14 protein-coding genes are annotated in these 12,780 nt (G+C 39.9%); 10 read left to right on the top strand and 4 right to left on the bottom strand.

From position 1 onward, the window contains the following. Positions 1-46 precede the first annotated feature (46 nt). Positions 47-676 (bottom strand): response regulator, encoded by a 630-nt coding sequence (locus INP93_RS03055; protein ID WP_070583745.1) that lies wholly within the window; start codon positions 674-676, stop codon positions 47-49. 181 nt (positions 677-857) lie between these two features. Next, on the bottom strand, positions 858-3,362 hold the full coding sequence (locus INP93_RS03050) for a class I adenylate cyclase (RefSeq protein WP_197545101.1): 2,505 nt from the start codon (positions 3,360-3,362) through the stop codon (positions 858-860). A 136-nt stretch (positions 3,363-3,498) separates the two neighbouring features. Here INP93_RS03050 and hemC point away from each other — a divergent pair, with 136 nt between their 5' ends. The 8 genes from hemC (at position 3,499) to INP93_RS03010 (ending at position 10,921) form a co-directional block, all read left to right on the top strand. Then, positions 3,499-4,431 (top strand): hydroxymethylbilane synthase, encoded by a 933-nt coding sequence (gene hemC / locus INP93_RS03045; RefSeq protein WP_197545100.1) that lies wholly within the window; start codon positions 3,499-3,501, stop codon positions 4,429-4,431. 9 nt (positions 4,432-4,440) lie between these two features. Further along, the gene (locus tag INP93_RS03040; RefSeq protein ID WP_197545099.1) at positions 4,441-5,202 is read left to right on the top strand and encodes a uroporphyrinogen-III synthase; all 762 of its coding nucleotides are present in this window, start codon (positions 4,441-4,443) and stop codon (positions 5,200-5,202) included. A gap of 9 nt (positions 5,203-5,211) precedes the next feature. Continuing rightward, positions 5,212-6,510, top strand: coding sequence for a uroporphyrinogen-III C-methyltransferase (locus INP93_RS03035; protein ID WP_197545098.1), 1,299 nt, complete (start codon positions 5,212-5,214; stop codon positions 6,508-6,510). A gap of 9 nt (positions 6,511-6,519) precedes the next feature. Continuing rightward, positions 6,520-7,806, top strand: coding sequence for a heme biosynthesis protein HemY (locus INP93_RS03030; protein WP_197545097.1), 1,287 nt, complete (start codon positions 6,520-6,522; stop codon positions 7,804-7,806). Positions 7,807-7,979: 173 nt separating this feature from the next. Continuing rightward, a complete protein-coding gene (locus INP93_RS03025) occupies positions 7,980-8,639 on the top strand; it encodes an amino acid ABC transporter permease (protein ID WP_049364192.1) in 660 nt (219 codons plus the stop codon). Beyond that, positions 8,629-9,297 (top strand): amino acid ABC transporter permease, encoded by a 669-nt coding sequence (locus INP93_RS03020; RefSeq protein ID WP_111315383.1) that lies wholly within the window; start codon positions 8,629-8,631, stop codon positions 9,295-9,297. The genes INP93_RS03025 and INP93_RS03020 overlap by 11 nt, the downstream gene beginning before the upstream one ends. Positions 9,298-9,315: 18 nt before the next feature. Then, positions 9,316-10,080 carry an amino acid ABC transporter ATP-binding protein gene (locus INP93_RS03015; protein ID WP_005699182.1) on the top strand — a complete coding sequence of 255 codons (765 nt, stop codon included), beginning with the start codon at positions 9,316-9,318 and terminating at the stop codon, positions 10,078-10,080. Next, positions 10,064-10,921 carry a cysteine ABC transporter substrate-binding protein gene (locus INP93_RS03010; RefSeq protein ID WP_054420144.1) on the top strand — a complete coding sequence of 286 codons (858 nt, stop codon included), beginning with the start codon at positions 10,064-10,066 and terminating at the stop codon, positions 10,919-10,921. The genes INP93_RS03015 and INP93_RS03010 overlap by 17 nt, the downstream gene beginning before the upstream one ends. Positions 10,922-10,975: 54 nt before the next feature. On the opposite strand, the gene INP93_RS03005 is transcribed toward INP93_RS03010, so the two are convergent. Continuing rightward, the gene (locus tag INP93_RS03005) at positions 10,976-11,374 is read right to left on the bottom strand and encodes a pyrimidine dimer DNA glycosylase/endonuclease V (RefSeq protein WP_049365152.1); all 399 of its coding nucleotides are present in this window, start codon (positions 11,372-11,374) and stop codon (positions 10,976-10,978) included. Between the two features lie 158 nt (positions 11,375-11,532). Here INP93_RS03005 and INP93_RS03000 point away from each other — a divergent pair, with 158 nt between their 5' ends. Together INP93_RS03000 and INP93_RS02995 are read left to right on the top strand one after the other, a co-directional pair. Beyond that, a complete protein-coding gene (locus tag INP93_RS03000; protein ID WP_197545096.1) occupies positions 11,533-12,021 on the top strand; it encodes a YbaK/prolyl-tRNA synthetase associated domain-containing protein in 489 nt (162 codons plus the stop codon). A 67-nt stretch (positions 12,022-12,088) separates the two neighbouring features. After that, a complete protein-coding gene (locus INP93_RS02995; protein ID WP_197545095.1) occupies positions 12,089-12,490 on the top strand; it encodes an HI_0559 family membrane protein in 402 nt (133 codons plus the stop codon). Here INP93_RS02995 and INP93_RS02990 read toward each other — a convergent pair. Then, positions 12,485-12,772 (bottom strand): DsrH/TusB family sulfur relay protein, encoded by a 288-nt coding sequence (locus INP93_RS02990; RefSeq protein WP_197545094.1) that lies wholly within the window; start codon positions 12,770-12,772, stop codon positions 12,485-12,487. The two genes, INP93_RS02995 and INP93_RS02990, sit on opposite strands and share 6 nt — an antisense overlap. Positions 12,773-12,780 lie beyond the last annotated feature (8 nt).

The following is a 12,780-nucleotide window of genomic DNA, read 5'->3' as shown; positions in this document are numbered from 1 at the left end:
AAGTGCGGTCAATTTTGACCGCACTTTTTTACGTTTTGAAACTTGACTATCGACCATTTCGTTCGAAGAACAAGACAGTCGCAGCAACACGTGAATGCACGTTAAGTTTACGCAGTAAATTACGAATATGCACTTTGACCGTCTCTTCAGAAATGAAAAGTTGGCCTGCAATTTGTTTATTCGATAAACCTGTTGCGATTAAACGTAATACGTCCATTTCACGATCGGTGAGTGAATCCATTGGATCAACAGTATGTTTGCGTTCTAAAAGAAGATTTTTAATCGAATCACTTAAAATCACTTCACCTTGTGCAATACGTTTAATTTGTTCAAGTAGCACATCTGGCTCAGTATCTTTCAATAAATAACCATCAGCACCCGCATCAATGAGAGTGAAAATATCATTTTTAGCATCAGACACAGTTAAGATCAAAATTCGTGCATCAACACCTTCTGCACGCAAGCCTTTAAGGGTATCTAAACCAGAGAGACCTTTCATATTCAGATCTAAAATGATTAAATCCGGGGATTCTTGAATCGCAATGGAAATGCCTTCTGTACCGCTTCCTACATCGGCAACGACTTCAAAATGCTCTTCTAATTCAACTAATTGTTTGATACCACGACGCATTAATGGATGGTCGTCGATAATTAATACTTTTAACTTTTCTTGCATCATATTCTCCAAGAGATAAGCGGACGAACATTCTATCGCCTGAAGGCGAAAACGTCCACAGCCTTAGATTATTTCTCAATAGATTTTCGAACGAAGGATTCTATCGGGATTTTGCCTATCTTCCAATGCATAATTTGCAGATAAATTTGATTTACCTCAAACAATGCTTGTTTTGATTGAGCTATTCGCAAGTCCTTTTGCTTTTAAATTTGAACGGCATAATACGCATGCCACTTTCTGTCGGATGCAATTGATAAAATTGAGGATAATTAAAATTCCGTTGCACCATTTTATACGGATTTTCACAATCTTTCGAACCAAGCGATTGATAAATCTGATTTATTTCACGTACTTTATCATCTTTCGAACCTTCACATTGACGATAAATTTCGAGACGATTTTTTTCATCTAACAAATAGACGTTAAAACTATCATCCACATTATCTTCAAAAAAGAACTGTAAAAAACCTTCACTGGCAAATAAATCAATTTCAGGCGGGTATCGACGGGCTTCAGGAATAATTTCTTTTTCTTCCAACTGAGTCGGTAAAACGTCCTCAAAATTGACCGCACTTTCTTTTCCGCCTTCAATAGGTTGCAAACTAATCCCTTTTTCCTCAAAAAAGAATTGCCAGTTTTTCCCTGCTACACGTAAACGAGAATGGGTTGTTGGACGACTATCCCCCAATTGAATACTAATACAACGATTGACTAACGCACTCACTAAGTTTCGCAACGTACGATTGTAGTGTTTACTGTAACAGAAAACCTGTACAGAACGCGGCTGATTTACACCCTGATCAATTTTATTAGAAAGCACTTTTAAGGCAAGCAAAATCGCATTCTGCCCTTCAAAGTGTAAGGTTCGAATTTCATTCCATACGTTACGGTAAGTGAAATCAATGCTTCCGACCAAACTCTGTTCTAACTGACCAAAACTGAATAAATCACTTGGGGAAATATTGGATTTAAGTTCTTCCACTTGTGCAGTTGGGTCATTTACTAAGTTTACTGCAATAAATAGATCACGGATTTCACATTGGGACGAAAGCGCCTCATTTGTAGGCGCTTGGCCATTGGTATGCGGGAAAAACAAGCGTAAATCGGCAACAAAATTACGTAAAGTCAGTTGGTCGATATTTTGACTAATTAGATGTAAACGCGTTTCAGCTGTTAGCAAGCGATTAAAATAAGCCCATGCGACCACTTTATTTAAACTTTCCCCATATTCAATCACGCGTTCTTTCGAGAACATAATATGATTTGGCGGCTGATTCACCAGATACCACCCATCCTTAAAATTCTTATTACCGTGAACTTCGATAAATGTGAGGTGCTCTTCTGCTAAATTATGCGAAATCTGTGGATTCAGTAGCGTAATTTTACCTGGTAGCTCTTCAAATGCAGTATAAAGCTTACGAGAAAGTACCGTAATATCTTGCGGAATCACGCTAGAATTAATTTTATGTTTACGCGCAAAATCCACTAGATTTCGATAACTCATCATCAAGAAGGTCACTAAATTAGTGTGACTTTCTTTCACCCGTTTGACTTTCCAATTTGGACGTTGATCCAATTCTTCAATGCGTTCTTTTGACCAGCCCCATTCTTGAGCCATCATTTTCATATAAGAAATACGCCAGTTTGACGCGTGATATAACGCAAAGTCTTCTGTGGCTTTCACATAAAAACAAGAACGGACAAAATCAAGACGCTTAAATTCTGAATGTGCGGTCAAATATTGACTAATTCTCTCTAGAATCGCGATATAAGGGTCAAAATGGTGTGCAGCGGTACTGCGACCGGATAGTAAATCTTCTTTAAATTGACGAGCAATTAAATGGGCATTTGGGTATTCTTGGGCGTAGGTTTCCAATAATAAGATTTTCATCACCGATTTATACGGTGAATCAATACCTTTATACAGTTGCCATAAGCTTGCGCCAAAGTATTCACTGGCAGAGAATTGCCCCAATCCACCAAAATCTACCCAATCATTTGGATTAAGCTCACCTTCTGCCACTAGACGCGCAACTTCGGCTTCATATTGTTTTTCATCTTCCACCCACAAGTGGAGCCACAATAATGGTTTCCCCGAAAGGCGTACAGCAGAACGATAAAATTCTTCCAGCAGCAACATATATTGAGCAGAACCGCTGTTTTCTTTAGTTAATGGATCGGAATAACGCTCATTACGGAAGCGTTTTTGCGTCATCAGATAAAAATGCATTTCCACATTAAATGTGGATGCCCAATGGCTAATTTTCTTCGTTTTTTCTGTCAAACGTTGTTGATCTTGTTCAGACAGTTCGTCTTGGTGGCACACCCAAATATCTAAATCCGAAGCTGAGGTTTGGCTAATAGAGCCAAAACTGCCCATCACATAAATGCCTAAGATCGGTGAAAAAACAGCATCAGAATTGACCGCACTTTGCACGTCTTCGACAAGTTCGGGATGTTCTTTTGAGAGAAAATTTTGCTGATAATTGGAAAGGATAAAATCGGCAATGCCTGCAGGGGCATCTTCCACATAACCCGGCAGAGCTGAATGATTAAGATGCAACAGCAGCGGCACCAAAGAGACAATGTGTCGGAATGCATCACCAGAGCCCAACAATGCACGATCAAAACGACGTTTATCTAGAGTTTCGATACATTTTCGGGCTTGAGTGAGATCGTATTTCAAGGCTTCCTACCTATGACCATATAACTGGTATTAATGTACCACTTAGCTCATCAGAAATCAAAAATTTAAATGATCTGACTTTTTGCCCTAAAAATGGTAGCATAGGGCACATTTATATTTAAAATCAGCGGTATTTATGGCAGTACTTAAAACCTTAAAAATAGCGACTCGTCAAAGCCCTTTAGCCCTTTGGCAAGCGAATTTTGTAAAAGATCAATTAGAGAAATTTCACCCAACACTTTCTGTTGAATTAGTTCCAATGGTGACAAAAGGCGATGTAATCTTAGATTCCCCTTTGGCTAAAATTGGTGGAAAAGGCTTATTTGTTAAAGAGTTAGAAAACGCTTTACTTGAAAAACGTGCTGATATTGCCGTCCATTCAATGAAAGATGTGCCAATGGAATTTCCTGAAGGTTTAGGGTTAAGTGTGATCTGTAAACGTGAAGATCCACGCGATGCTTTCGTGTCTAATACATACCGTTCATTAGATGAATTACCACAAGGCGCTATTGTCGGAACATCAAGCTTGCGTCGTCAATGCCAATTAAAACAATTACGCCCTGATCTTGATATTCGCTCTTTACGTGGCAATGTGGGAACCCGATTAAGTAAATTAGACAATGGCGAATACGATGCCATTATTTTGGCCTCAGCCGGCTTAATTCGTTTAGGACTAGCAGAACGTATTGCTTCGTTTATTGAAGTAGAACAATCTTTACCTGCAGCTGGACAAGGTGCGGTAGGCATTGAATGCCGTGTTGATGATGAAGAAGTGAAAGCACTACTTGCTCCACTTTCAGATGCCACAACGACGATTTGTGTTTTGGCTGAGCGTGCAATGAATACCCGCTTACAAGGCGGCTGCCAAGTACCAATCGGCGGCTATGCCATTAAGCAAAATGGCGAAGTGTTCCTGCGCGCACTCGTTGGGGAAACGGACGGTTCCGCAATTATTCGTGCAGAAGGTAAAAGTGCGGCTGAAAACGCCGAAGCATTAGGCGTGAGCATCGCAGAACAACTGCTAGCACAAGGCGCCGATAAGATTCTGGCGAAGATTTATTCAGCATAGGAAATCACCATGGCCGTACTAGTCACTCGCCCCGATGAACGAGGGAAAGCCCTAGTTGACCAGCTGAATCAAGCCGGTGTGGTTGCCTTGCATTTGCCTTTGCTTTCTATTGAAACCGGTGCTGAGTTGGCTCAATTACCGACAAAACTTAATCAGCTAAAAAGTGGTGATTATGTGTTTTTGGTTTCCAAAAGTGCGGTCGATTTTGCGGATAAAACCCTGAAAGAGATTGGCTTTAGCTGGCGTCAAGATTTACAATACTTTACAGTTGGACATAGAACGGCACAGCATTTTTCCTGTCAAACTGAATGCACTGTTCGTTATCCAATCACATCGGAAAATACCGAAGGCGTGCTAAATTTACCGCAAATGACAGAATTAACAGATAAGAACTTGTTAATTCTACGTGGCAACGGCGGACGAGAATTACTGCGCGAACAAGCCACACTACGCGGTGCAACTGTTGATACAGTCGAATGTTATCAACGCACACCGATTAGTTATAATAACGAAGAGCAAACCAGTATTTGTATTCGTTCTGGTGTGCAAACCCTTGTGGTCACAAGCCTTGAAATTTTGCAGGCGTTAATCGAATTTGTGCCTGAAAATGAACAAAATTGGCTAAAAAATTGCTGTTTAGTCACGGTAAGTCAACGCATTGCGGATGTCGCAGTACAACAAGGTTGGCATAATGTGGTGGTTTCCGCTGGTGCGGACAATCAAAGTTTACTTAATACCTTACTTAATGAAGTAACTCCCCTTTCTCACTAAGGAAAAGATATGGCGAAAGAGAAATTAACCCCTGAAACGACAGATGAAATCCAAGAAACAGATGCAGTGGAAATTCAAACTGAAGATCGCGAGCCTGTTGCGCCACGTACACAAACCGTTGTGAAGAAAAGTGGTACTGGATTAAGTTTATTGGCTATTCTCATTGCACTTGGCGTGGGTGGTGCAGGTTATTATTTTGGCCAACAACAAGTGGATGAATTCCAACAAAAATTGACCGCACTTGAAGCTCAAATCAATAATAAAACGGTGGTTTCAGCACCTGCTCAAGAAGTAAAATTTGATACTACACAGCTTGCTCAATTAGAGTCTGCGAATAAAGCAACGCAAAACAAAATTGCGCAAGTAGAAGAGCTAATCAATGCCAAATCACATGAGTTAGTTGGCTTACAATCACAAATTAATAAAGTGAGCGCACAAGCTAATGCTCAACAACCTACTGATTGGTTATTCTCAGAAGCTGATTTCTTACTCAACAATGCATTGCGTAAATTAGTGTTAGATAATGACGTGGACACAGCAGTTTCACTCTTAAAACTCGCTGATGAGACTCTTGCTAAAGTGAATAACTCACAATCCGCGGCTATCCGCAGTGCTATCAATCAAGATCTGAAACAACTTCTCTCCGTAGCTGGCGTGGATCAAAATGCGGTCATGCAAAAATTATCGCAATTAGCTAATACGGTTGATGAGTTACCGGTATTAGATGTGAATTTCGGTGATGAGCAAAATGCAACAAAATTATCAGATTCCCTGTCTGACTGGGCGGAAAATGCAGAAAAAAGTGCGACTTCATTCTTGAATCACTTTATCCGCATTTCACCGAAACATGGTGCGGATCGCAAAGAATTATTAGCACCAAACCAAGATATCTACTTGCGTGAAAATATTCGTTTACGCTTACAATTAGCGATTATGGCAGTGCCTCGTCAACAAAACGAGCTTTATAAACAATCTTTAGAAGCCGTCGCATCTTGGATTCGTAGCTATTTTGATACCAATGCTGAAGTAACTCAAAGCTTCTTAAAATCAGTGGATGAATTATCTGAATTGTCCATCTATGTGGATGTGCCAAGCCAATTACAAAGCTTAAGCATGCTTGATAAATACTTAAACCGTACACCTTTAGATGTACAAAAAGTGGAAATCGAAGCAGAAAAAGCAGTGGATAATTCACCAAGAAAAGAAGAAGTAAAACCGGCACCTGAAGCGAAAGCAGAAGAGCCAAAAGCGGAAGAAAAACCCGCTGAAGCACCAGCTACACAACCGGCAACTGAACCCCAACAATAAGGATAGATAATGTTTAGAGTTCTCTTTTTAATGATCGCCTTACTTGCCGGATTGATTGCAGGGCCTTACCTCTCCGGTCAGCAAGGTTATGTCAGAGTTGAAACGGCAAACACCGTGTATGAAATGTCACTTACCACATTAGTCATTCTCTTTGTGGTCGCACTTGCAGTGATTTATACATTAGAGTGGATTGTTACCCGTTTCTTCCGTTTAAGTAGCAATACCTATAACTGGTTTTCTCGCCGTAAACGTGTGAAAGCACAACGTCAAACTCTTGAAGGCTTGATGAAAATGAATGAAGGCGATTATGCCAAGGCAGAAAAACTGATTGGTAAAAATGCGAAACATTCTGCAGAGCCAGTATTGAATCTGATTAAAGCTGCAGAAGCTGCTCAACAACGCGGTGATGAATTCAGCGCAAACCGTTATTTGATTGAGGCGACGGAGCTTGCCGGCTCAGATAATCTATTAGTCGAAATTGCCCGTACCCGTATTTTATTACAACAAAATAAATTACCGGCAGCGCGTAGTTCCGTCGATAGCTTGCTTGAAATGTCAGATCGCAACAAAGAAGTCTTAAAACTTGCGGCTGAAATTTATAGCCGCTCTAAAGCTTATCAAGCACTTGATGGCATCTTAGATTTAATCGAAGGTTCAGGCTTATTCTCAGCTGAAGAATTTAAAGCGCTTCAACAAGAAACAGAAAATGGCCTGTTAGATGAGAAAATGAATGAAGAAGGCGTTGAAGGCTTGCTCGCATGGTGGGAAGCTCAACCACGCCGTCGTCGCAATGACTTAGAGTTAAAAACCGCTTTAATTCAGCGTTTAATTGATTGTAACGATCATGAGTCAGCTTACGAATTCACGCTTGAAATCATGAAAAAATTGGGTGATAACACTCCAATCAGCCCCGAGCTTTGCACGCAAATTACTCGTTTACAAGCAGAAGATAACAGCAAACTGCTCAAACTCGTGGAAAAACGTGCAAAACGTGCCGATGAAAGCCAACGTTGTTGCCTCAATCGTGCATTAGGCTATCTGTATGTGCGTAATAACGATTTTGCTAAAGCAGCAGAAGCATTTAAAGAAGTGACTGCTTGCCCAACTCAACTTCAACCAAATGATGTCATGATGGCATCTTATGTGTTCGAACAAGCTGGCGACAAAGTGGCAGCGGAAAAAATTCGTCAGGACAGCTTAAAATCAGCCATGTCTATTCAGGATAAACCGGCTGAAATACAAGACGAACCAAAAACAGACGAAGAACCAACCGCACTTATTGCGAAACGTGATTAAAATAAACAAAGACGGGGCTAAATAAAGCCCCGTTTTTTTATTCCTAACCACCACTTATTTCATTTAAAACCTACTTGTTATTACATTTCATTATAAGTAATAAATTTCCATTCTTTTCTCACCGTTTCAAAATTTTTTACTATATCGTTACGCTAACGATTAAATTATAAGAAATGAATTGGGATTATATTTTAAGTGTCACCCCACGTTTTATCCATGCCACGCTGATGACGCTTCATCTTGCCTTTTGGGGCATTTTATTGTCGCTAGTGATTGGTGTGATTTGTGCTGTGATTACCACCTACAAAGTCAAATCATTAACTTGGCTAGTAAAAGGTTATATCGAGCTTTCTCGTAATACGCCTTTATTGATTCAAGTGTTTTTTCTCTATTTTGGACTGTCTAAAATTGGTCTGAAATTAGATGGATTTACTTGCGGCATTATCGGCCTCGCATTTTTAGGTGGAAGCTATATGGCAGAAGCCTTTCGTGGTGGTTTGGAAGCAGTATCAAAAGGACAAATTGAATCAGCCTTAAGTATTGGTTTAACCCCTTTTCAAGCTTTTCGGTATGTGATTTTCCCACAAGCCTTTGCGATTGCTACCCCTGCAATCGGAGCAAATTGCTTGTTCTTAATGAAAGAAACCTCAGTAATCAGTGCCGTTGCCGTCGCCGAACTGATGTTTGTAGCGAAAGAAGTCATCGGGCTCGATTACAAAACCAATGAAGCCTTATTTTTATTAGTGGTGTTTTATTTGATCATTCTATTACCGATGTCTCTGTTCATCGGTCATTTAGAACGCCGTACTCGGAGAGCAAAATATGGGGCTTGAGTTATTATTCCAAGGTAGCAACATTGAACGCTTGCTCAACGGTTTATGGGTGACGGCTGAAATTGCGTTCATTTCTGTCTTCTTCGCCTGTATTTTAGGTGTGATTTTTGGCGTAATTATGACAAGCAGAAATCCCATTATCAAAGCCATTTGCCGTTTTTATTTAGAATTTATACGTATCATTCCATTATTAGCGTTGCTTTTTCTCGCGTATTTTGGTTTGGCAAAATGGTTTGATATTCACTTAGATGGCATTTCTGTATGTATTTTGGTGTTTATTTTCTGGGGAACGGCAGAAATGGGTGATTTAGTGCGTGGTGCATTGACTTCCATTGAAAAACATCAAGTGGAATCAGCCTACGCTTTAGGTTTAACGCCGTTTCAAACCTTTGTGTACATTTTACTTCCGCAAAGTTTAAAACGTGTGACACCAAGTGCTATTAACCTTTTTACCCGCATGGTAAAAACCAGTTCCTTGGCAATGTTAATCGGTGTAGTAGAAGTGATAAAAGTCGGTCAACAAATTATCGAGCATTCATTATTTAGTAATCAATCGGCGGCGCTTTGGATTTACGGTGTCATCTTCGGCTTATATTTTGTGATTTGTTACCCGCTATCCTTATTTTCCCGTTATTTAGAAACCCGTTGGGAAAGTTAATTTTAATTAGGAAAACACATGGCGTTATTAGAAATTAAAAACCTCGTCAAAAATTACGGTGATGTAGAAGCCCTCAAAGGCATCAATCTTTCTATAGAGAAAGGCGAAGTGGTCGTTATTTTAGGTCCATCGGGTTGTGGTAAAAGTACTTTTTTACGCTGCCTAAATGGACTAGAAGAAATAAAGAGCGGTCAGATTTTGCTGCAAAATGCAGGAGAGTTAGGTAAAGACATTCCTTGGGTCAAAGCACGTCAACGCATTGGGATGGTATTCCAAAGTTATGAACTCTTCGCTCATTTATCAGTGATTGACAATATTTTACTCGGCCCTTTAAAAGTACAAAAACGCGATCGCGCAGAAGCTGAAAAACAGGCCGATGAGTTACTTAAACGTGTAGGCCTATATGATCGAAAAAATGCCTATCCACGTGAATTATCCGGTGGGCAAAAACAGCGAATTGCCATTGTTCGTTCACTTTGCATGAACCCTGAAATTATTCTGTTTGATGAAGTGACTGCTGCCCTTGACCCTGAAATGGTACGTGAAGTACTTGATGTGATCTTAGGCCTCGCCAAAGACGGCATGACAATGCTTATCGTTACCCATGAAATGAACTTTGCCCGTCAAGTGGCTAATCGCATCGTGTTTATGGATAAAGGGCAAATCATTGAACAAGCAAAACCAGAAGATTTCTTCACGAATCCGACCACGGATCGTGCGAAAACATTCTTAAATATCTTAAATTATGAACCGAGAGGGACAAACTATGAAGAAAACATTTAAAACATTGACCGCACTTTTAGCTACTGCCACATTAGCATTTGGCTTAACTGCATGTAATGATAAAGAACCGGCTAAAGACGGTGCAAAAACGGTTTCAAGCCTTGAACAAATACAAAAAGATGGCAAAGTGCGCATTGGTGTATTTAGCGATAAACCACCATTTGGTTATGTTGATGCACAAGGCAAAAGCCAAGGCTTTGATGTTGAAATTGGTAAAGCGATCGGTAAAGATTTATTAGGTGATGAAAACAAAGTGGAATTTGTTTTAGTGGATGCCGCAAACCGTGCAGAATACTTGCTTTCTAAGAAAGTTGATATCATTCTTGCCAACTTCACTGTAACTCCAGCACGTAAAGAAGTGGTGGATTTTGCTAATCCATATATGAAAGTGGCACTCGGTGTCGTTTCAAAAGATGGTTCAGTCATTACTGATCTTGAACAATTAAAAGGCAAAACCTTAATCGTAGATAAAGGTACCACGGCTGATATTTTCTTCACCAAAAACTATCCAGATGTGAAGTTATTAAAATTCGAACAAAATACAGAAACCTTTGAAGCCTTACGTGATGGTCGTGGTGATGCATTATCTAATGACAATACCTTCTTATTCGCTTGGGCAAAACAAAATCCAGGTTATACCGTAGGCGTAAAAAACTTTGGTGATCAAGATGTTATTGCACCAGCTGTTCGCAAAGATGCACCTGAATTGTTAAATTGGTTAAACAACGAAATCCAAACCTTAGGCAAAGATGGTCGTTTAAAACAAGCTTACGAAAAAACCTTATTGCCAGTTTATGGTGATACTGTCAGCGAAAGCGATATCGTGGTTGAATATAAATAATTTAACCCCATTCACTTCCCCTATAATTTCCCCACAGGGGAAGTGAAAACCCCTTTATTTTTGACCGCTCTTTGAAAGATGCGGTGTAAATCTCGCCTTTAATGGCATTCGTTCCTGAATACGTTCCCGATTAATCTGTAACGCCGCCTCTGTGGCTTCATAGTCCAACCATAAACTTGGGTCATCGGGTAATGTTTCATTCCAAATATACTGCACGTTAAAGCCTCGGGCTTTACATTCCGCATGTAATGCATCATACCGTTTCTTTAAAAATGCCAATTTATTAAAGAAAAAACGCACATGCCCTTCACCTAACTTATATTCCGCAGGCTGTCCTTTTAAGTGATATTTACCTTTCGCTACTGCATTAGGAATACGGGTTAATTCACGATGTTCAGCTAAAAGATGCTGATCACAAAGCTCCTCAGGCGGAACAAGATTAATTCGAGTCATAATCGATACCAAAGAAAAAGAAACATAGTACGGGGCATAAAGGTATTTGTCTATCTCATAATAAATATGACTCAAAAGATGAATTCTTTTTCTTTGATTTTCACATACATCAATCCTTGCTAAACTGATTAAAAACATCGCTATTGAAGGAATCTCTCATGTCTGTCAAAACATTTGAAAAATTGACCGCACTTTTAGATAAGCATCAATCACGCTATCGCATGGTTGAACATCCCACTGCAGGAAAATCAGAGGAAGTGGCTAAAATCCGTGGCACAGAATTAGGACAAGGGGCAAAAGCCTTGGTATGCAAAGTAAAAGGGAATGGCGTAAAACAAGCGGTATTGGTTATATTGCCGGCCGATCAACAATCTGATTTAAGTAAAGTAGCCGCCTATTTGGGCGGAACTAAAGCTTCCCTTGCCAGCCCTGCAGAAGTGGATACCCTGACTGACTGTGTATTTGGTGCAATTCCGCCTTTTAGCTTTCATCCTGATTTGTTATTAATTGCTGATCCTAGCTTACTTTCTCGTTATGATGAATTGGCATTTAATGCAGGTACGTTAGAACGCTCCATTATTCTTAACACGCAAGATTATGCCTCAATCGTTCAGCCCACATTAGTGGATGTAATAAAAACCGAATAGAGAAAAGATTGGTTGTCTTTCATTTGATTGATACAATGTTTCCGTTTTTCTATTAACTGGACATCTCATGAAAAAATATCTTAAAGCATTTATTCTTTTACCGTTGATTATTCAAATTATCGGCACTATTGGCCTAATGTTCGCAAACAATGATGCCGATGGATTTCAGTCTTCAGCGGTTACCGTCTTTATCGTGGCTGCGGTACCGACTTTTCTCATTACACTTTGGGCTGCATTTCACCGTTATGCGAGTTATCACGTAAAAGCCATCGCATTAATTTCAGTATTAATTGGATTTTGTTATACCGTCGTAACGGGGATCTTTTATGCAACGCTAGTGAATGATATGGGATTTGGCGAATGGTTACGTGCTGGAGGATTAGAAATTACCTGCTTAATGGCAGCAGGTTTGGCGCTTTATTCTGTTATGGTATTACCGCTCTTGTTACCTAAAGAACGCCCGCTATAAGGCGATTTGAGGCAAATATTGAGCAGTTAAATCCACCAAATCTGTTAATGAAATTGACCGCACTTGATTGTTTTCTGGCAAAAGTGCGGTTAAATTTCGGGCTAAAACATCCTGTCCCAACATAAAACATTGCCCTTTGCATTGGGTAAACATTTCCCCGTACTTTACCGCTAGCAACACGCCATCTTGCCATAAAACCACTGCATCATTTTCCGTGATTTCAGTTAAATAACGTTGAAGTTCTGTCTCAGAATAATGAGCTTGAGAAAAGGTATAAAGCATAATATTCC

Source organism: Haemophilus parainfluenzae (assembly GCF_014931415.1).
In the GTDB taxonomy this organism is placed as follows: Bacteria; Pseudomonadota; Gammaproteobacteria; order Enterobacterales; family Pasteurellaceae; genus Haemophilus_D; species Haemophilus_D parainfluenzae_AF.
Note: the sequence above shows the minus strand (reverse complement) of the source record. Positions and strands in the feature narration are given on the sequence as shown.